We start from the raw sequence: 17,971 nt of genomic DNA on the forward strand, positions 1-17,971 counted from the left end.
ATGTCCACCCCGACAGTCTCCTCCGGGAACGTCACCCCGAACCCCGCCGCCAGGCCTGCACAGCCTGGCGGCGGGGGCCCCCGCCGCTCCGTGCGGCGCCGCTGGCTGGGCAAGAACCCGCTCGGGCTCGTGCTCAGCGCCCCCTACCTGGTCTTCGTGCTGCTGGTCTTCGCGTATCCGCTGGTCTTCGCCTTCTACATGTCCTTCCACGACTACTTCTTCGCCGCACCCGGCGCCGTGGTGGACCGCCCGTTCGTCGGCCTGGCGAACTTCCAGGAAGTGCTCTCCGACCCCGCGATCATCCGTTCGTTCGGCAATGTGGGGATCTTCCTGCTGATCAACGTGCCCCTCACCGTGGTGCTCTCCCTCGTGCTCGCCACGGCGCTGAACAAGGTCGTCCACGCTCGCACCTTCCTGCGGGTGGCCTTCTATGTGCCGTACGTCACGGCCAGCGTGGCCGTGGTCGGTGTCTGGATCTTCCTGTTCAGCGGCAACGGCCTGGTCAACCAGATCCTCGGCCCGCTGGCCCCCGACCCGGCCTGGCTGATCAACGAGCAGTGGGCGATGCCCACCATCGCGATCTTCGTCACCTGGAAGGGTATGGGTTTCTTCATCCTGCTCTACCTGGCCGCCCTGCAGAACGTCTCCGAGGAGCTGTACGAAGCCGCGGCGACGGATGGTGCGGGCAAAATCCGGATGTTCTTCTCCATCACCGTGCCCGGCGTGCGGCCGGCGACGGTGCTGGTCCTGCTGCTGGCCACCGTCACCGGCGCGAACCTGTTCACGGAGCCCTATCTGCTCACCGGCGGTGGCGGACCCAACGGCGCCTCGTCGTCGCCCGTGCTGCTGATGTACCAGCGCGGCATCGAGCAGGGCGCACCGGACATCGCCGCCGCGATCGGGGTCATCCTCGTGATCGGCGTGCTGATTCTGGCATTCATCCAACGCAAGCTGGCCGGAGGGGACGACTCATGAGCAACACCGAACGCACCCGGGTGGCCAAGGTCGACGGCCTGAGCCGCGGGCAGAACATCCTGCGTTACGTGGTGCTGTTCGTGGGCGCCTTGGTGTTCCTGTTCCCGTTCTACTACATGGTGATCGGCTCCCTGCAGACGGAACCGGACTCGACCGTGGCCGGGGCGTTCCCCAACCCGGCGAACATCACGGTGGAGAACTACGCCGCCATCAACAGTCGCATCGACCTGTTGCAGGGACTGGCCAACTCCGGCATCTTCGCCGGGGGCGTCATCCTCTGCACGGTCGTGTTCGGTGTGCTGGTCGGCTACGCGCTGGCTCAACTGCAGTGGCGCGGCCGCGGCATCACCTTCGCGCTGGTGCTGCTGGTGCAGGTGGTGCCCTTCCAGCTGCTGATGATCCCGCTCTACGTGATGATCGCCAGGGACTACGGCCTGGCCGACAATTACCTGGGCATGATCCTGCCGTTCGCGATCAACTCCACGGCGGTGCTGATCTTCCGGCAGTACTTCCTGCAGGTGCCGAGTGCTCTGTTCGACGCCGCCAGGATCGACGGCGCCGGCGAACTGAAGATCCTCTGGAGCATCGCGTTGCCGCTCGTGCGGCCGGCGCTGCTGACCGTGGTCCTGCTCACCTTCATCGGCCCGTGGAACGAGTTCCTCTGGCCGTTCCTGATCACCAAGGAGGCCTCGCTGCAACCGCTGGCGGTCTCACTGGCGAACTACCTCAGCAACGTCGCGGCCACCGCGGCGAACCCGTTCGGCGCCATCCTGGCCGGCGCCTGCGTGTTGGCCGCCCCGGCGGTCGTGCTCTTCATCCTGTTCCAACGGCACTTCGTCTCGAGCGATATCGGCTCCGGCGTGAAAGGTTAGTCATGAGCTCCACCACGACAGAATTTCCGTACACCCTCACCAGGATGGGCGTCATCATGACGCCTGAGGAGGGCAACGAACTCGAAGCGGAGGGCGTGCTCAATCCCGGCACCGGGCACACCCCCGACGGCACCCTGTACCTGCTCCCCCGGCTGGTCGCCTCTGGCAACGTGTCCAGGGTGGGGCTGGCCAGGGTGATCATCGAGAACGGCGTTCCCACCGGCGTCGAGCGTGAGGGCGTGGTCCTCGCGCCCGACCGAGGCTGGGAGCGTGGGGCGAACAACGCCGGCGTCGAGGACCCCCGGGTCACCTTCGTGCCACGGCTCGATCTCCACGTGATGACCTACGTGGCCTACGGACCGCTGGGTCCCCGCACCGCGGTGGCCGTGTCGGAGGACCTGCGCGACTGGCGGCGGCTCGGCCCGGCCCTGTTCGCGTACGACGAGGCCCTGGACATGGACCTGAACCTGTTCCATAACAAGGACACCGTGTTCTTCCCCGAGCCCGTCACCGCGCCGGACGGTGTGGAGAGCTTTGCGGTACTGCACCGGCCGATGTGGGACCTGGACGAGACCAAGCCCGGTGAGGGCATCCGGGTGCCGGCCGGCGTCACCGACCAGCGACAGAGCATCTGGATCAGCTACGTGCCCGTCGCCGACGCGCTGGCGGATGTCTCGGCGCTGACCTTCTGGCGCGGGCACCGGTTTCTGGCCGGACCCGAGTTCGCCTTCGAGGAGCTCAAGATCGGCGGCGGCCCCGCGCCGCTGCGGGTGCCGGAGGGCTGGCTGCTGCTGCACCACGGCGTCACGGGCATCCTCGCGAAGGCGTTCGATCAGCAGCAGAAGGTGAACTACGCCGCCGGGGGCATGATCTTGGACGCCGATGACCCCACGATCGTGCTCAGCCGCACGAGCGAACCGTTACTGAAGGCCGAGACCGCCGACGAGACCAGCGGCATCGTGCCCAACGTGGTGTTCCCCACCGCGATCGAGGAGATCGACGGGCAGCTCTACGTGTTCTACGGCATGGCCGACTCGAAGATCGGCGTGGCCAGGCTCGACCGCCGCGCCGCCGAGTAGGCCCCGCGAGCAACAGTTGGCGGCGGTTCGGCTCGGGATGCTCGGGCTAGGGCTGGGCCGGCGGCGGCGGGGCGGCGGGGAGCAGGCCCAGGCTCGACTTGAGCTGGTCGGCCGCGACCTGGTCGTCCCGGTCCGCGGCGAGGTTGGCCTCGAGGTTGGCCTCGGTGACGGCCTTGAGAATCTCGGCGCGCTGGATCGAGATGCCCCGCGGGGCATCCACGCCCAGGCGGATGCTGTCGCCGCGGACATCGAGCACGGTGATGACGATGTCGTCACCGATGAGGATCTTTTCCCCCTGTTTGCGCGTGAGAACCAGCATCCGCTCAGCCTATCGCGAACGGGTCAGACGGCCCGGCGGACGCCGCCGGCGCAGGGGCGAGCCAGCCGATCGGCAGGCCTAGTTCCCGCACGGTTCCCGGGGTGGCGGTGGTCTCGATGCCGAGCACCGCGATGCCGTCGATGCTGACGTCGGCTCCGGCGTCCCGCACCCAACGGGCGGTGTCCGAGGGCTTGCGGCCGGCGTGCACCACGGCCCAGACCTGGTCGGCGCCGAGCGCGGCCACGGGACCGGCGGGCAGGCCCTGGACCACGAGGATGCCGCGGCCTCGTTCCACTCCCCTGGCCCGCGCGGCGAGGGCCGACCGCCGGTCGGTCACGGCGTGGTCGGTGGCGTCGAAGATCGGTGCCGTGGGTCCGTTGGAGAGCAGCCGGGCGGCCTCGAGGACATCGTCGTGCAGCCCCAGGAGCAGGACCAGGTCGCCGGGGCCGGCCAGGATTCGCGGCGCCCCCGGGGTGAGTTGCACCGCATCCTGGGGTGCGGCGGCCGCCGCGGCGTCGGTCGGCGCCACGGCAGCCCAGGGCGCCGGCGTCGGCACGGCCACGGGCTGGGCGGCGCGGGCGGGGGACGTCGCGAAGGTCAGCTCGTCCATCAGCCGGGCGAAGTCCGGAGTGTCCGTCGACACGACATCCGCTGACGGCGCGGCTTGGCGGGCGTGGCGCCGGGCCGGGGCGGCACCGGTCGAAGCGGGGCCGGTCGAAGCGGCGCCGCTCGGGGTGCCGCCGACGGTCGGCCCGGCTGCCCGGTCGCCGTGCAACACCGACTCGGCATCATCCGCGTCGTCGAGCAGTGCCGCGATGCCGAGCCGGGTGCTGAGCTCGTCGCGGCTGTGTGCTGCGCGCCGGCGGCCCGATGGGACCGCCACGAGGACGTCTGCGGGATCGTCCGCGGGCACCTCAACGGTCACCTCGATGTGGCGTTTGGCGAAGAAGCCGCGGATGCCGCCCACGGTGACCTGCTCGGCCGCGATGATGCGGGCACCGGCGCCATGCTCGGCGACCACCCGGGCCTGCAGCTCGGGCAGGGTGGCGCCCTCAAGCCGCAATCGTCTCGGTTCCACGGACCACCCCCACGGTCTCGATCGCGACCCGCGCGGAGGTGACCTCCTCGTAGGACAACACCGGCAGGCCGCCGGCCTGGGCGGACACCAGGCGGCGGATGGCCGGGCGCAGGGCCGGCGCGCAGACCAGCACTGCGGTGAGGCCGCTCGCCTCGACGGTGGCCATGGCCGTGCGGAGCGACCCGAGGATCGCGTCGATCCGAACCGGGTCGAGCAGGATCTGGCTGCCCTGGTCGCTGGGGCGCATGCCCTCGAGCATGGACTGCTCCAGCCCGGGTTCGATCATGATCACCCGGAGCACCGCGCCGTCCAGGTACAGCGCGGTGAGTGCGGGACCGAGTGCCTGCCTGGCCGCCTCGATGAGGCCCTCGGGATCGCCGGACACCTTGGCCCGCACCGACAGGGCCTCGTAGATGCGGGGCAGGTCGTTGATCGGGATCTGCTCGGCGAGCAGCCCCTGCAGCACCCGCTGCACCTCGGCGAGGGACAGCAGGCCGGGGATCAGGTCGTCGACGGCCGACGGGCTGACCTGGCGGACGCCATCCGTGAGCACCCGCACGTCTTCGCGGGTGAGCAGCCGGGCGGCGTTGCCGGTGATGATGGACGACAGGTGCGTCACGAGCACCGAGACCCTGTCGATGACGGTGGCGCCGGCCATTTCGGCGCGGGGCCGCATTTCGCCCGGCACCCACTTGCCGACCAGGCCGAACACCGGCTCGACCGTCGCGGTGCCGGGCAGGGACTCCAGGTTGTCACCGAGCGCGAGCACCTTGCCGGCCGGGGCGATGCCGCGGCCGGCCTCGACGCCGGCGATGCGGATGGCGTAGGTGGACGGCGGCAGGTCGATGTTGTCCCTCGTGCGCACCGGTGGCACCACCATTCCCAGGTCGATCGCGACCTTGCGGCGGAGTGCCCGCACCCGGGCGAGCAGGTCGTCGGAGGCCCCGGAGACCAGGTCGACGAGGTCGGGGGCGAGTTGGATCTCCAGGGCGTGCACGCGCATCTGCTCGATGAGGTCTTCGGCGGTGTCGGACCGGGGCGCGAGGCCCTCCACGGCCGCCGCCGCGGCGGCTCCGGCCTTGGCCTTGGCCTCGTTGCCCTTGATGCGCTGGGAGATGACGATCAGCCCGGCGCCGACGATGATGAACGGGATGATGGGCATGCCCGGGATCAGCGCCATCAGGATCGCGGCGGCACCGGCGATCATCAGGGCGGTGCGGGACTGGGTGAGCTGGGCCGATGCCGTGGCGCCGATGTCGGATTCGGCGTTGGAGCGGGTGACGATCATGCCGGTGGAGACGGCCATCAGCAGGGCGGGGATCTGGGTGACCAGGCCGTCGCCGATGGTGAGCAGGGCGTAGGTGTTCAGCGCGTCGCCGACCTCCATGCCCCGCTGCAGCATGCCGATCGCGATGCCGCCGATCAGGTTGATGATGATGATGATCAGGCCGGCGATGGCGTCACCCTTGACGAACTTGGAGGCGCCGTCCATGGCACCGTAGAAGTCGGCCTCGGCGGAGACCTCTGCGCGCCGGTCCTTGGCCTGCACATCGGTGATCAGGCCGGCGTTGAGGTCGGCGTCGATGGCCATCTGCTTGCCGGGCATGGCGTCGAGGGTGAACCGGGCGCCCACCTCGGCGACGCGTTCGGCGCCCTTGGTGACCACGACGAACTGGATCACCACCAGGATCAGGAAGATCACGGCGCCGATGATGATGGACCCGCCGACGGCGACATGGCCGAACGAGGCGATCACCTGGCCGGCGTAGCCCTCGCCCAGCACCAGCCGGGTGGACGCGACGTTGAGGCCGAGCCTGAACAGGGTGGCCACCAACAACAGTGACGGGAACACCGAGAAGTCCAGCGGCTTCTTGACGAACATGGTGGTGAGCAGGGTCACCAGGGCGAGCAGGATGTTCACGATGATGAGAACGTCGAGCAGCCCGGCGGGGATGGGCACCACCAGCAGCAGGATGATGCCGACCACCCCGATGGGAACGGCGAGTTTTGCGAGCGTGCTGTTCACTTAGGTGGCCTCCGAGGAACGAAAGGGTTGGGTCATGGTGTGCACGCCGGCCCGGGAGCCGCGCGTTTTCAGGGCCAGGACGAATGCGAGCACCCGGGCTACGGCGTTGTACAGCTCGACCGGGATCTCCTGGCCGAGTTCGCAGGCACCGTGCAGCGCCCGGGTGAGCGGGATGTCCCTCACGATGGGCACGGTGTCGGTCTCGGCCTGCTCGCGGATGCGGGCGGCGATCACCCCGGCGCCCTTGGCGACGACCCGGGGTGCGGACTTGCCGGGCTCGTACCGGAGCGCGACGGCGAAGTGGGTGGGGTTGATCAGAACGACGTCGGCGGTGGCGACGGCGGCGATCATGCGGTTGCGGCTCATCGCCAGCTGGCGGGCGCGACGCTGCGAGCGGATCATCGGGTCACCCTCTGAGCTCTTGTGCTCGTCGGTGACCTCCTTCTTGGTCATCCGGGTGCGCTTGCGGTTCCGCCGCATCACGACCATCACGTCGGCGGCGGCCAGCACGAGCCCTGCGATCACCGCCGACTGCACCAGCGCGGCGGTGCCGACCCCGGCCGCGCCGATCAGCACATTCACCGGCAGGCCCCCCGCGGTCATCAGCACCGGGGTCAGGCCTTGGATCACCGAGGTGAGCACCACGCCGACGACGATAGTCTTGAGCAGGGCCTTCACGCCCTGCCAGAGCGCCTGGGTGCCGAAGGTGCGGGCGAGCCCGGTGACCGGGTTGAACTGATCGTACTTTCCGGCGATCTTCTTCACGTGGATGCCGCCCTGCGCGACAGATCCCGCCAGGACCGCCACGCAGACCACGGCGAGCATGGGCGTGAGGATGCCGCCCATGGCGCCCAGCCCCTCGCCGAGCAGGTGCAGGGCCCGCTCGGGGTCGGGGTTCTCGGCCACGGCGCGGATGTCGAACAGCTGCGCCCGACCGGCCGCGGCGCCGGCCTCGATGGTCATCGGCATCATCACCGCGGCCGCGCCGATGCCGACCCAGGCGGTGAGGTCCTGCGAGCGGGCCAGCTGGCCCTTGGAGCGCACCTCCCGCATCCGCTTCTCGGTGGCCTGTTCGGTGCGTTCGCCGGAGTCGCTCATCTAGCCCACCCCCCACATGCCGGCGACGGCGTCGTCGGTGAGGGAGGCGACGATGCCGGGCAGGGCCATGAACCCGGCGGCGCCGAGGGTGAGCGTGATCAGGATCTTGAGTGGGAAGCCGAGCGCGAAGGCGTTGAGCGCTGGGGCCACCCGGGTGAGGAGGCCGAGGCCCGCGTCGGCGAGGAACAGCACCACGATGAGCGGGCCGGCTATCTGCACCGAGGCGAGCAGCATCTGGCCGACGGCGCCGGTGATCGCCTGCATCGGCACGGCGAGGTCGATGCCGCCGCCGACGGGCAGCGCAGCGAACGAGCGGGCCAGGCCGCCCAGGATCAGCTGATAGCCGCCGGAGGCGAACAGGAGCGCCAGCGCGGTCATCTGGTAGAGCCTGGTGAACTGGGCGCCGTTGACCATCGACTGCGGGTCGAAGCCCTGGGCCAGCTGGAAACCGCCGAACTGGTCGATGAGGTTACCGGCCGATTGGATCGCGGAGAACACCACGAGCACCAGGAAGCCGAGCACCCCGCCGACGACGATCTCCAGCAGCAGCGCGAGAATGAAACCGCCGGTGTCCGGCGACACGTAGCCGGGCACCACCCTGGGGGCCACGGCCAGGGCCAGGCCGATCGAGAGCATGCCCTTGATGCGCAGCGGGAACGCGTTGAACGAGAACGGCGGCGCGATGACGAGGAACACGACCATGCGCACCCCGGCCAGCATCACCGCCTCCAGCCAGGCGAAGTCCAGGGTGATGTTCACCTAGCCTCCGCCGATCAGGCCGGGGATCTTGTCGAACAGGTTGGTGGTGAACGAGACGATCTCGGAGATCATCCAGTGCCCGCAGATGAGCATGGCGAAGCAGACCGCGATGGCCTTGGGCACGAATGAGAGCGTCACCTCCTGGATCTGCGTGATCGACTGCACGAGTGAGATGGCGAAGCCGACCACCAGAGCGGTGATCAGGATGGGCGCGGAGAGCTTGGCGGACACGACGATGGCCTGCAGGCCGATGTCCAGGACGGCGTTGGAGTCCATCAGCCACCCCGGTAACTGTTGACCAGGGTGGTGATGACCAGGCCCCAGCCGTCGACGAGGATGAAGAGCAGGATCTTGAACGGCAGCGAGATCATCACCGGCGGCAGCATCATCATGCCCATCGACATCAGCGCCGCCGACACCACCAGGTCGATGACCAGGAACGGGATGAAGATCACGAAGCCGATGATGAACGCCGCGCGGAGCTCGGAGATCATGAACGCGGGGATCAGGGTGAGAAGCGACACCGCGGCGGGGTTGGCCGGGTTGGGCTGGTCGGACGCGCGCACCATCAGGGCGAGGTCTTCCTGCCTGGTGTGCGCGAGCATAAAGGTGCGCAGCGGCTCCGACCCCGTCGTGACGGCGTCGTCGAAGGTCATCGACCCGTTCAGGTAGGGCTGCAGAGCGTCGGTGTTGATGTCGGTGAGGATGGGCGACATGATGAACAGCGACAGGAACAGGGCCAGCCCCGCGAGCACCTGGTTCGGCGGGATCGACGGCAGCGCGAGGGCGTTGCGGGTCATGGCGAGCACCACGAAGATCTTGGTGAACGACGTCATCATCAGCAGCAGCGCCGGCGCCACCGACAGCAGCGTGATGCCGATCAGGGTCACGATGGCCGAGGACGGCGCCCCGTTCGGACCGTTGATCTCCACGGTCAGGCCGGCGCCGGGGGTGGCGGCCGGTGTGGGGGTGGCCGGGTCGGTGGGCGCGATCGGCTCGGTGAGCTGCGCCGCGTGCCCGGTCGAGGCGACGAGGATCTGCAGGGCACCGACAATCACGAGCACCAGCGCCGCCATGATGACGACGCGTGCCAGCCGCAGGCGCTTCTCTCTCACCGCGGCGGCGTGAGACGCGAGCTCGTGACGGCCGAGGGAGTGGCTCGTGGTGTTCACCGGCCCGGCCGGAGCAGGGCGGCCGTCTGGTGCCAGGTCGTCGGCGAGAGGATGGAGCCGCCGAGCCGGCCGCCGGCGCTGCGGTCCCGGCGCGGACGGAGAGTGAGCGTCGGATCGGCCGACGAGTCGGTGTCCAGCGGCACGAGGGTCGGGCCACCGGATGCGGCGTGCAGCGACCTGGCGAACGCCACCGCCGACCGATCGTTGCCGGTACCGGCCCGCACCGGCCGGCTCGCCCGGGCGGCGTCCCGGTCGGTCTCGGCGTCGTGCAGCACGCTGATCGCCTGCTCGGTGACACCGAGCACGAAGCGGCGGCCGTCGACATCCACCACCACCACGGATGCCTTCTGGCCGATTCCCTGCCGGCCCACGACGGTGACCACGTTGTTGGCGCGCGCCCCGGCGCCGCGGTTCAGGCGTCGTTGCAGCACCCAGAGCAGCCCGAGCACCACGGCCAGGGACAGGATCACTCGCAGGGCGACGACGACGGTGTCCACCTAGGTCAGGCTCTCGGCGACGTCGAGGATCTTGGTGATCCGCACTGCGTAGTCCTGGTCGACGACGACGATCTCCCCGTGGGCGATCAGCCGGCCGTTGAGGAGGATGTCGGCGGGCGATCCGACGGAACGGTCCAGCTCGACAACGGCGCCGGGCTCGAGGGCGAGCACGTCGCGTACCGTCATCCGGGTGCGGCCGATCTCGACGGTGAGGGCCATCTCGACGCTGTTGATGCGGCCGAGGTTGCCGACCACGGTGCGTTCGCCGGTCGCGGCGGCCGTGCCGTTCCGGCGCAGGCGGATTGCGAACCACCCGACGGTGACGCCGTCGCCGACGAGGTCGAAGACCACGGTCTCCGGGTCGAGGAACAGCGTCGTGGCGTCGTCGATCCGGGCGTCGCCCAGCACGCCGAGACCGAGGACGCCCGCGGCACGCTCGAGCGCCGGGCGAATGATGTCCTCCCGCGAGACGAGACCGCTCTCGGCGCCGGCCGCCGCGTCGAGGGAGCCGGGATCGGCGAGGACCACGGCGAGGTCGGCGGAGGTGGCACCGACGAAGGAAGCGACCACGGCGCCGTGCACGACTCCCCCGGTGCGGCCCACGACGACGGCGCCGGACCCGGCCGTCGCGGTGAGGACGGTGGGCGTGGGCAGCACCGTGAGCAGGGCGTCGACAGCCGCAACCGCGACGCCGTCGGAGAGCCCGGAGCCGAGAACCCCGGTGCCGCGCGCGGCTGACGGTGACTGGGCGGAGGCGGGGCTATGAATCGTCATGGAGTCTTTTCCTCGGTGTCGATGATGATGCAGGCCAGGCGGGAACCCGTGGCGCCGACGGCGGCTCGGGCGAGAGTGCGGCCATCCACCACCAGGTCGAGCGGCCGGTGGGTGGGATGCGGGATCGCGAGGACGTCGCCGACGGCGAGGGCCAGGATGGCGCTCGGCAGCACCCGCGCGTGGGCCAGGCGCAGCGAGACATCGACGGGCACCCAGCCGAGCTGGGCGCGCAGCAGATCCACCGGCGGGGTGGCCGACACCGGCGGACCGGGCTCGCCGAGCTGGGGAAGCAGCGCCTCGGCGGGCAGGGCGAGGGTCGCCGCCGTGGTCTTGTCGCCGACCCTGATGACGAAGGACGCCACGATCATCAGGTCGGAGGTGGCCGCGGCCTGCGCGAATTGGGAGTTGTACTGGATGCCGCCGACCGCGATGGGCAGGATGAGCAGGGCACCGAGCGAGTAGCGCAGGTCTTCGAGCGCGTCGTCCATCAGCCGGCGGACGAGGGCCTGTTCGATCTGGGTGAACGGGCGCTCCGGCGGTCCGGGCATCCCGGTGCCGCCGAGCATGTGGGCGACCCAGTACAGCGCCGCGGCCGACGGGAACTGAAGGACGGCCTGCGCCTCGAGGCCCTCGACGGTGCAGAGCACCATGGTGGTGGTGGCCGGGAGGGAAGCGGCGTACTCGTCGTAGCCGCTCATCACCACCTGCTCGCAGGTGACCTGGGAGATCACCCGCACCTGGGCGGTGAGCTGGGTGCCCCACTGGCGGGCGAAGGTCTCGAAGGCCAGCTCGAGCACCCTGGCGTGGTCACGGGCCAGCGTCGTCGGCCGGCTGAAGTCGTAGACTTCCACCGCGCGCGCGGGTTTTCCGGGCACGCCGGTGCTGATGTGTTCCTGGACCGTCACGACTGGCACTATCGGCCGGTCGGAAACGGATGTTAGCGGCATCGGCAAAATTGCCGATGCCAAAGCCGTTTCTTTCCTAGCTTCGTCGGGCTGCAACGGGAAGGACTGACGACCGTTGTGACGGAAGCGAAAACGAGCGCGACGCCTGCGCCCTGGATCCAGGTCAGGGTCTCGTTGGCGGCGGCAAGCCCGATGGTCAGCGCGACGATGGGGCTGAGCAGGCCGAGGAATGCCGGGATGTGGGTGGGCAGCAGTTTGATGCCGCGAAACCAGAGCAGGTAGGCAAGCGCAGTACCGACGAGCGAGAGATACGTGTAGCCGGCAATGTTGCTCAGCGAAGGGGCGAGCGCCGGGAGGGGCTCAAGGACGGTGGTCAACAGTGCAAGGAAGAGCCCGCCGGCGAGCAGTTGCCACGCGGTGGTGACCAGAGGCGACTGACCGTCAGACCACTTCTTGGTGAGCACCACTCCAATCGCCATCGAGACCGCGCCCCCGATCGCAGCGGCCACTCCGATGGGGTCGAGGCCAGCCTGAGAGCGCAACACGATAAGCGCGACCCCGGCGAACCCTCCTGCACCGGCGACAAGCACTCTGCTCCCCACGCGTTCAGAGAGCACGCCGGATGCGAGCACCGCGATGAGCAGCGGCTGGATGCCGCCGACGACCGCAGCGACACCGCCGGGCAACCGTTCTGCCGCAACGAACAGCAGCGCAAAGAAGACACCGATATTGAGAATGCCCAGTACGGCCGATTTCCACCACCACGCCCCGTGTGGCAGCTGGCGCGAGACGCCGAGCAGTACGACACCCGCGGGAAGCGCGCGCAGAGTGGCGGTGAGGAGGGGGTGTCCCCCAATGAGAAAAGTGGTCGATGTGTAATACGTCGTGCCCCACATCACGGGCGCGGCAGCGGTGACCAGGACGAGAGACATTCGTTTGCTAAGCACTTAGCAATACTAGCTAAGTCCTTAGCTATAAGCTGAGTTCATGGATCATGTTGACCGCATCATCGAGCAGTGGCGCATTGAACGACCCGATCTGGATCCGTCACCGATGGCCGTGATCGGACGTCTGAGTCGTGCAGCCGCGATAGTGGATGCGCGGCTTTCGGCGACCTTTGCAAGGCACGGCATCGATTCCGCCACTTTCGACGTCCTGGCGACTCTGGCGCGTCAGGGTGCACCGTATCGGATCAGCCCTGCAGCGCTGGCCGCAAGCAGCATGATCTCCAGCAGCGCCGTAGCGCAGCGTTTGAACCGCCTGGAGGCCGCGGGATTCATCACCCGGAAACCCAGCTCCGATGACGGTCGAGGAAAACTCGTGCAGCTCACGGACCCCGGACATGAGCTGCTGAACAGGGTTCTCCCCGATCACCTCGCGGCCGAGGAGCGGATTCTTTCCCTGTTCACATCAACCGAGCGGGAGACCCTCGCTGATCTCCTGGCTCGACTCGCCCCCTCGGAGTGACTGTTCCGGCGGGAACCCCTCGGCCCGTTCCGGACCTGCTGACCCGGCATCAGCGGGCGCGCGCCGCCCTCGCTCGCGCTTTGATGGCCATGATGACCTCAGTCTTGGCATCGGCGTAGTCGTTCATGTCGTCCCACCGCGTGCTGAGCAGTTCCCTCTTGGTGTTCTCGTAGAGGGAGCGGTCTTCCGCATCAGTACGGAGATGATCACGCAGGAGGAGGTAGTCGTCCACGGCAGGATCGTCGTGTTCGAAGAGGTGCACATGCACGTCGCGTGCCGGCGTGCGCACGAGACGATGTCTCGGTTCGCGGACCCGCAGTTCGTATCCGGCGTCCAGCAGCGCATCCAGGTAGTCCTCTTCAGCGGTGATGTCGTCCACCGTGACCACGATGTCGATGATCGGCTTGGCTGCCAGTCCGGGCACGGAGGTGGAACCGATGTGCTGGATCCCGATCTCCCCTACCGTGGGGGCGTCGCTGATCCGCCGCCGGTGTTCCAGATATGTGCCGGCCCAGCGCTCGTCATAGGGGTGCAGCTGGAGTGTGAGCGCCTCGGCTCCCCCGACCAGCTCGACGGTCGTGACATCGGGACGCCGCGGCTCGCGCATTCTGCTCACAGGGACATTCTCGCCCTCGAAATTCCGGCGTTGTGACGCACTTCGGTCGCGGCACACCTAGCGGACGATTTTCTGCAGAAACGCGTTTCTCTGCTCGATCAGTTTCCGCATGTAGTCGGCGAGCACCACGCGTTCAACTACCCGACCAAGGAGCCCCAGGGGCGCCGCAAACGACACCCGATCAATCATGAGAGTGCCTTTTCCGTGCGGGCGAAATACATGCTCGTGGGTGAAGTAGCGAAACGGCCCGTGCGTCTGTTCATCAGTGAAGCTCCGCGGCGAGCTCATCGCGGTGATCCGACTCGTCATTCGCAGAGGCAGCCCAAAGTGCCACGCACGCCAGGTGACGTCCTCGTTGAGGCCGATCAACCCACTGCGGACACCACCGACCGCCGTCTCCCGGAACCCCGACATGGAATCCGTGTGAGCGGTGATGTCCCGTGCGAGATCGAAGAGGCGTTCCGGAGCAAGCACCGACTCTGTGGCGCATTCGAACGAAACCGACATGGCGCACAATCTATCAGCGCGGCGAAGACGTGCCTGGTGAATTCGATCTCGGTGCGGGAGGCTGGAGCAATGAACTTCGGTGAGTTGGGTGAGGGCTATGCGCTGGTATTGCGCACCGCGGACAGCGTCACGGAGATGCGTGATCTCACCCTCAAAAACCTCGATCGACTCCGGGAGTGGGAGCCATGGGCTCAGACCGAGCAGACGTTGGAGGGAACCGCGGCGTATACACAATTCCAGCTCGAACTGTTCGCCACAGGGTCCGCAGTGCCTGGGATGATTCTGCGCGGCGACACGGCCGTCGGATCGGTATCTCTGAAAATCGATGCGTATCTGCACACTGCCGAGCTTGGCTACTGGATCGACGAAGAAGCAGAGGGGCGCGGGGTAGTGACTCGCGCTTGTGCCCGGATGATCGAGCACGCGGAATCCGTTGCTGTTCGCCGCATTGAGATTCGGACGGCGGTGGGTAACACACGTAGCGCTGCCGTTGCCGAACGGCTCGGGTTCGAACGAGAAGGAGTTCTTCGTCAGGCGTTGCCGATCGGCGCCGACAGGCTGGACGTCGTCATCTACGGACGCGTCTTGTGAGTACCTGTCTCACCGGTGCTCACTGAGAGAATGTGCTGCGCGTGAGGGGTCTCGACCATCGTGCTGCTGCGGCTGCCAGCCTCACCGTCGGGGCACGGGCAGTGTGATTGCATCGACCGCCGTCTGAACCAGCAACTCGCCGTCGATGGACTCAATCCCGGCGAGGTCCCACATCGAATTGCCGGGTCGCGGCGGAAGGAATAGCCGTAGCTTCGAGCACAATCGCCGTGTGGGACGGGAAGAGCGTGGTTTCAGACCGGAACAGCGTGAGGAGCGCTGCAACTCCAGCGCTGGTCTTCAGAACGGTCTTGTCGTCGGCCATGAGGGACCTTCCTGACGGAGCCTGGAATTGAAGGTTATCCGGGCAAGCCTGTTCCTGGGCGGACGCTGCCCAGCCGGAGGCGGATTCCGGGACCTCAGTGGCCGGAGCTGACCTCGGGTTTGTTCGTGCCGGTCTTGTCGCTGCTGTGGGCCGGGACGCTCTCGACCGGCGCCGTCTCGTCTGGCACCGCCGTGCCGTTGAGCACCGACGGGATCAGAGCGCGCACGCTGTCCGGCTGGTTGGAGAGCAGCACCACGTCGACCCTTCGGTTGCGGGCCATCGCTGCCAGATCGTCCCCGGTGTCCACCGGCCGGGCGGAGCCGTAACCGATCGCACCGATCCGCTCCTGGGCTACTCCGGTCCGCTCGACCAGATTCCGGAGCACCTGGGTGGCTCTGGCGCTGGAGAGCTCCCAGTCGGTCGGGTAGTTGACCGTCACGCCGTGCCTATCGGCGTGCCCCTCCACCGACACCTCACGCTGGCTGCCGGCCAGGACCGGGCCGATGGTGTCGAGCACCGAGACCGCCTGGCCACTGAGGGTGGCGACGTTGGGTTCGAAGAAGGTCTCCGACCCGATCAGGCCCACCGAGAGGCCGCGTTCGTCGATGGTGTACTCCACGAGGGCATCCAGGCCGACCGCGCTGAGCGCCGCCTGCATGGCCGCCTGCACCGCGGTGAGGTCGTTGACCTCCGCTATGGCGAGATCGAGGTCGGTGAGGCCGACATCATGGTTCACCGCCGGGGCGTCGACGAGGTCGGCCGGCACCACGATGCCCTCCGCGGTGTCGATCTTGCCCACATCCACCGCACCGAAGCCCGTCGCCAAGGAGTTCTTCAGCTGCACGAACTTGGCCTCGTCCACCGACGACATGGCGAAAAGCACGATGAACATGCACATCAGCACGGTGACCATGTCCATGTACGAGGCCATCCAGCGCTCGTCGACGTGCTCCTCGTGTTCCTCCTCGAGGCCACGGCCACGGCCCCGGCCGCGTCCGCTCACGCGGCCTTCTTGAGCGGTTTGGCCGAAGACTTGCCGGTCTTGGCACTCTTGGCACTCTTGGCGGATGCCGTGGGAACCATGGCCTGCAACCGCTCGCCGAGCAGGCGGGGCTGGCTGCCGGCCTGTACGGCCAGGGCGCCCTCCATGAGCAGGGTCATCCGCTCGGCCTCGATGTCGGAGAGCCGCTTCAGCCGGCTACCGATCGGCAGCCAGAGGAAGTTCGCGGACAGGAGCCCCCACAGCGTCGCAACGAACGCGGCAGCGATCATGGGGCCCAGGGTGGACGGGGTGTCGAGGTTCTCGAGAACGTGGGTGAGGGAGATCACGGTGCCGATGATGCCCACCGTGGGGGCGTAGCCGCCGAGGGTGGTGAAGAACTTGGCCGCGTTGCGGCTCTCCTTGGTGCGGGTCGCGATCTCGTCTTCGAGCAGGATGCGCAACTCGTCACCATCGGTGCCGTCGGCGATGTTCTGCAGGGCCCCGCGCAGGAACGGGTCGGTGATCGTGTCGGCCTCCTGCTCGAGGGCGAGCAGCCCGGAGCTGCGCGCCTTCTCGGCCAGACCGACGACCTGGTCGATGAGCTTCTGAGGCGGGGTCGTCTTGCCCAGGAATGCGCCGGGAAGTGCCTTGATGGCCTTGACGGTGTCGCGCAGGGTTCCGCCGGCGACGCCGACGGCAATGGTGGCGCCGAAGACCAGCACGATCGGGGCGGGCAGCAGGATCGCGGTGATGTGCGAGCCCTCGATGGTGATCATCGCGAAGAGCGCGCCGAAGGCCAGGACGATGCCGATCAGGGTTGCGGGATCCATCTATATCCTCCGGGGGCGCAGGGGGACAACGGCGTCCGGCCGGGTGTCGGGGTCGCCGCCGGAACCGTCACCGGAGCTGTAGGCCAGTCCGATCACATGGGCCCGGTAGGCCGCGATCTTCTCGATGACCTCGGCCAGGCTCTCGGTGACGATGAACTTGGCGCCATCCACCATCACGAGGGTGGTGTCCGGGTTGACGTGGATGCGTTCGATGAGGTCGGGATTGATCGCGAACTGACTGTCGTTCAGCCTGGTTACAACGATCATGGACCCGTCCCTGGTTCCCGGACGACTCCAGCAGCCGTCGACAACCACTGTCGGCCGCTCGCTGCGTTGCGTTAGCGGGCGTGATGGGAGCCGGAGCTGTGCGGGTTAGAACGTAGCCACGCTGAGCATCCCGCCGCCCTCGAGGACGGTCACTGAGAATGGCGCGCTGATCGAGGGTGTGCCGACAGCGGCCATCCCCGACTGGCGGCTTGCCGCATCGTCACCCGTGATCGAAACGACGATGGCTCGGGGCTGAATCGTGGGATCCGACTCGACCGTAAATCCGACAGTCGACCTCAGTCCCGCCTCGTCGAGCGCCTCGATGACCTGTCGTGAGACAGCGCCAGTGGCGGCCTGGTACTCGGTCGCAGAAAAGCCGAGTCCTTCGACGGTGGTGAATGGCAGACCGGTAGCGTCGAGCACCGCGATCGCCCCGGCCGGCGCATCGCCGGCGAAGCCCATCGTGAAGGTGCGCGATTCTCCGAAGTAGCAGTAGGCGTAGTCGTCGGCGAACTCGGTCTCGATGACACTCGCGGCGTCACCCAGAGGCTTCTGGTAGAGCGCCCATTCCTGCTCTTGAGGCGAGTAGTTCAGCTCGCCAAGGGTGTGCCCGGGGTAGATCTCCCGAGCCATGATGGCGTCATGGTCGGTGGCGAGCCCTGCTCCGGCGTGCTCGGTGCCGCGCCACGGTGCCGCCGCGTCACTGGCCTCGCTGGGGCCCGGTGCCGGGGCCAGTGCAACGCCCAGGCAGAGCGCACCTGCGGCGAGGATGGCTGCGGCCCGCGTGGCCCTGGCTGCTGCCGTTCTCATCTGTCCCCCATAGCCGGTCGCTCGT

General features: G+C 68.1%; 23 protein-coding genes. 5 read left to right on the plus strand and 18 right to left on the minus strand.

What is annotated here, in order from left to right; genetic code table 11:
- From RCH12_RS10595 to RCH12_RS10605, 3 genes are read left to right on the plus strand one after another with little or no spacing between them, the layout of a single operon-like run.
- Entirely contained in the window at positions 1 to 975 is a 975-nt protein-coding gene (locus RCH12_RS10595; RefSeq protein WP_103431688.1) for a carbohydrate ABC transporter permease, read from the plus strand.
- On the plus strand, positions 972 to 1,847 hold the full coding sequence (locus tag RCH12_RS10600; protein ID WP_103431687.1) for a carbohydrate ABC transporter permease: 876 nt from the start codon (positions 972 to 974) through the stop codon (positions 1,845 to 1,847). Before RCH12_RS10595 ends, RCH12_RS10600 begins: the two co-directional genes overlap by 4 nt.
- A gap of 2 nt (positions 1,848 to 1,849) precedes the next feature.
- Positions 1,850 to 2,926: a glycoside hydrolase family 130 protein gene (locus RCH12_RS10605; RefSeq protein WP_103431686.1), complete on the plus strand. Its 1,077-nt coding sequence runs from the start codon at positions 1,850 to 1,852 to the stop codon at positions 2,924 to 2,926.
- A gap of 46 nt (positions 2,927 to 2,972) precedes the next feature.
- Here RCH12_RS10605 and csrA read toward each other — a convergent pair whose 3' ends face one another.
- The 11 genes from csrA to RCH12_RS10660 all read right to left on the minus strand — a co-directional run bounded on the left by csrA (position 2,973) and on the right by RCH12_RS10660 (position 12,501).
- Positions 2,973 to 3,245, minus strand: a complete 273-nt coding sequence (gene csrA, locus RCH12_RS10610; protein WP_088456020.1) for a carbon storage regulator CsrA — start codon at positions 3,243 to 3,245, stop codon at positions 2,973 to 2,975.
- 4 nt (positions 3,246 to 3,249) lie between these two features.
- The gene (locus tag RCH12_RS10615) at positions 3,250 to 4,323 is read right to left on the minus strand and encodes a hypothetical protein (protein WP_327016834.1); all 1,074 of its coding nucleotides are present in this window, start codon (positions 4,321 to 4,323) and stop codon (positions 3,250 to 3,252) included.
- The gene (locus tag RCH12_RS10620) at positions 4,298 to 6,349 is read right to left on the minus strand and encodes a flagellar biosynthesis protein FlhA (RefSeq protein WP_327016835.1); all 2,052 of its coding nucleotides are present in this window, start codon (positions 6,347 to 6,349) and stop codon (positions 4,298 to 4,300) included. The genes RCH12_RS10615 and RCH12_RS10620 overlap by 26 nt, the downstream gene beginning before the upstream one ends.
- Positions 6,350 to 7,447: an EscU/YscU/HrcU family type III secretion system export apparatus switch protein gene (locus tag RCH12_RS10625; protein ID WP_327016836.1), complete on the minus strand. Its 1,098-nt coding sequence runs from the start codon at positions 7,445 to 7,447 to the stop codon at positions 6,350 to 6,352. It abuts the gene before it with no gap.
- Complete coding sequence (locus tag RCH12_RS10630; RefSeq protein WP_327016837.1) at positions 7,448 to 8,206, minus strand: flagellar biosynthetic protein FliR; 759 nt, start codon at positions 8,204 to 8,206, stop codon at positions 7,448 to 7,450.
- Positions 8,207 to 8,482 (minus strand): flagellar biosynthesis protein FliQ, encoded by a 276-nt coding sequence (gene fliQ / locus RCH12_RS10635; RefSeq protein ID WP_088456015.1) that lies wholly within the window; start codon positions 8,480 to 8,482, stop codon positions 8,207 to 8,209. It abuts the gene before it with no gap.
- Positions 8,482 to 9,282, minus strand: a complete 801-nt coding sequence (gene fliP, locus RCH12_RS10640) for a flagellar type III secretion system pore protein FliP (protein WP_103432110.1) — start codon at positions 9,280 to 9,282, stop codon at positions 8,482 to 8,484. Before fliP ends, fliQ begins: the two co-directional genes overlap by 1 nt.
- A 92-nt stretch (positions 9,283 to 9,374) precedes the next feature.
- On the minus strand, positions 9,375 to 9,875 hold the full coding sequence (locus tag RCH12_RS10645) for a flagellar biosynthetic protein FliO (RefSeq protein ID WP_327016838.1): 501 nt from the start codon (positions 9,873 to 9,875) through the stop codon (positions 9,375 to 9,377).
- A complete protein-coding gene (fliN, locus tag RCH12_RS10650) occupies positions 9,876 to 10,649 on the minus strand; it encodes a flagellar motor switch protein FliN (protein WP_327016839.1) in 774 nt (257 codons plus the stop codon). It abuts the gene before it with no gap.
- The gene (locus RCH12_RS10655; RefSeq protein WP_327016840.1) at positions 10,646 to 11,554 is read right to left on the minus strand and encodes a flagellar motor switch protein FliM; all 909 of its coding nucleotides are present in this window, start codon (positions 11,552 to 11,554) and stop codon (positions 10,646 to 10,648) included. Before RCH12_RS10655 ends, fliN begins: the two co-directional genes overlap by 4 nt.
- Positions 11,555 to 11,586: 32 nt before the next feature.
- Positions 11,587 to 12,501 carry an EamA family transporter gene (locus RCH12_RS10660; protein WP_327016841.1) on the minus strand — a complete coding sequence of 305 codons (915 nt, stop codon included), beginning with the start codon at positions 12,499 to 12,501 and terminating at the stop codon, positions 11,587 to 11,589.
- A gap of 40 nt (positions 12,502 to 12,541) precedes the next feature.
- On the opposite strand from RCH12_RS10660, the gene RCH12_RS10665 reads away from it, so the two are divergent.
- Complete coding sequence (locus RCH12_RS10665; RefSeq protein WP_327016842.1) at positions 12,542 to 13,021, plus strand: MarR family winged helix-turn-helix transcriptional regulator; 480 nt, start codon at positions 12,542 to 12,544, stop codon at positions 13,019 to 13,021.
- A gap of 49 nt (positions 13,022 to 13,070) precedes the next feature.
- On the opposite strand, the gene RCH12_RS10670 is transcribed toward RCH12_RS10665, so the two are convergent.
- Both RCH12_RS10670 and RCH12_RS10675 read right to left on the minus strand, forming a co-directional pair.
- Positions 13,071 to 13,628 (minus strand): GrpB family protein, encoded by a 558-nt coding sequence (locus RCH12_RS10670; RefSeq protein WP_327016870.1) that lies wholly within the window; start codon positions 13,626 to 13,628, stop codon positions 13,071 to 13,073.
- A 66-nt stretch (positions 13,629 to 13,694) separates the two neighbouring features.
- Positions 13,695 to 14,144 carry an SRPBCC family protein gene (locus tag RCH12_RS10675; RefSeq protein ID WP_103431675.1) on the minus strand — a complete coding sequence of 150 codons (450 nt, stop codon included), beginning with the start codon at positions 14,142 to 14,144 and terminating at the stop codon, positions 13,695 to 13,697.
- 36 nt (positions 14,145 to 14,180) lie between these two features.
- Between RCH12_RS10675 and RCH12_RS10680 the strand changes: the two genes are divergently transcribed.
- Positions 14,181 to 14,735, plus strand: coding sequence for a GNAT family N-acetyltransferase (locus RCH12_RS10680; protein WP_133163851.1), 555 nt, complete (start codon positions 14,181 to 14,183; stop codon positions 14,733 to 14,735).
- 151 nt (positions 14,736 to 14,886) lie between these two features.
- Here RCH12_RS10680 and RCH12_RS10685 read toward each other — a convergent pair whose 3' ends face one another.
- The 5 genes from RCH12_RS10685 to RCH12_RS10705 form a co-directional block, all read right to left on the minus strand.
- Positions 14,887 to 15,057 carry a hypothetical protein gene (locus RCH12_RS10685; protein WP_327016843.1) on the minus strand — a complete coding sequence of 57 codons (171 nt, stop codon included), beginning with the start codon at positions 15,055 to 15,057 and terminating at the stop codon, positions 14,887 to 14,889.
- A 94-nt stretch (positions 15,058 to 15,151) separates the two neighbouring features.
- Positions 15,152 to 16,060: an OmpA/MotB family protein gene (locus RCH12_RS10690; protein WP_327016844.1), complete on the minus strand. Its 909-nt coding sequence runs from the start codon at positions 16,058 to 16,060 to the stop codon at positions 15,152 to 15,154.
- On the minus strand, positions 16,057 to 16,869 hold the full coding sequence (locus RCH12_RS10695; RefSeq protein ID WP_103431672.1) for a motility protein A: 813 nt from the start codon (positions 16,867 to 16,869) through the stop codon (positions 16,057 to 16,059). The genes RCH12_RS10690 and RCH12_RS10695 overlap by 4 nt, the downstream gene beginning before the upstream one ends.
- Complete coding sequence (locus RCH12_RS10700) at positions 16,870 to 17,136, minus strand: flagellar FlbD family protein (RefSeq protein ID WP_103431671.1); 267 nt, start codon at positions 17,134 to 17,136, stop codon at positions 16,870 to 16,872. It abuts the gene before it with no gap.
- A gap of 105 nt (positions 17,137 to 17,241) precedes the next feature.
- Positions 17,242 to 17,946: a hypothetical protein gene (locus tag RCH12_RS10705; protein WP_327016845.1), complete on the minus strand. Its 705-nt coding sequence runs from the start codon at positions 17,944 to 17,946 to the stop codon at positions 17,242 to 17,244.
- Between the last annotated feature and the right edge of the window lie 25 nt (positions 17,947 to 17,971).

The sequence above is a fragment of the Cryobacterium sp. MP_3.1 genome (assembly GCF_035984795.1).
Taxonomy (GTDB): Bacteria; Actinomycetota; Actinomycetes; order Actinomycetales; family Microbacteriaceae; genus Cryobacterium; species Cryobacterium zongtaii.

Bases quoted from the DNA above. Each gene is read 5' to 3' on its own strand.
- RCH12_RS10595 (WP_103431688.1), top strand. From the start codon at position 1: ATGTCCACCCCGACAGTCTCCTCCGGGAACGTCACCCCGAACCCCGCC.
- RCH12_RS10600 (WP_103431687.1), top strand. From the start codon at position 972: ATGAGCAACACCGAACGCACCCGGGTGGCCAAGGTCGACGGCCTGAGC.
- RCH12_RS10605 (WP_103431686.1), top strand. From the start codon at position 1,850: ATGAGCTCCACCACGACAGAATTTCCGTACACCCTCACCAGGATGGGC.
- csrA (WP_088456020.1), bottom strand. From the start codon at position 3,245: ATGCTGGTTCTCACGCGCAAACAGGGGGAAAAGATCCTCATCGGTGAC.
- RCH12_RS10625 (WP_327016836.1), bottom strand. From the start codon at position 7,447: ATGAGCGACTCCGGCGAACGCACCGAACAGGCCACCGAGAAGCGGATG.
- fliQ (WP_088456015.1), bottom strand. From the start codon at position 8,482: ATGGACTCCAACGCCGTCCTGGACATCGGCCTGCAGGCCATCGTCGTG.
- fliP (WP_103432110.1), bottom strand. From the start codon at position 9,282: ATGGCGGCGCTGGTGCTCGTGATTGTCGGTGCCCTGCAGATCCTCGTC.
- fliN (WP_327016839.1), bottom strand. From the start codon at position 10,649: ATGACGATTCATAGCCCCGCCTCCGCCCAGTCACCGTCAGCCGCGCGC.
- RCH12_RS10665 (WP_327016842.1), top strand. From the start codon at position 12,542: ATGGATCATGTTGACCGCATCATCGAGCAGTGGCGCATTGAACGACCC.
- RCH12_RS10670 (WP_327016870.1), bottom strand. From the start codon at position 13,628: ATGCGCGAGCCGCGGCGTCCCGATGTCACGACCGTCGAGCTGGTCGGG.
- RCH12_RS10675 (WP_103431675.1), bottom strand. From the start codon at position 14,144: ATGTCGGTTTCGTTCGAATGCGCCACAGAGTCGGTGCTTGCTCCGGAA.
- RCH12_RS10685 (WP_327016843.1), bottom strand. From the start codon at position 15,057: ATGGCCGACGACAAGACCGTTCTGAAGACCAGCGCTGGAGTTGCAGCG.
- RCH12_RS10695 (WP_103431672.1), bottom strand. From the start codon at position 16,869: ATGGATCCCGCAACCCTGATCGGCATCGTCCTGGCCTTCGGCGCGCTC.
- RCH12_RS10700 (WP_103431671.1), bottom strand. From the start codon at position 17,136: ATGATCGTTGTAACCAGGCTGAACGACAGTCAGTTCGCGATCAATCCC.
- RCH12_RS10705 (WP_327016845.1), bottom strand. From the start codon at position 17,946: ATGAGAACGGCAGCAGCCAGGGCCACGCGGGCCGCAGCCATCCTCGCC.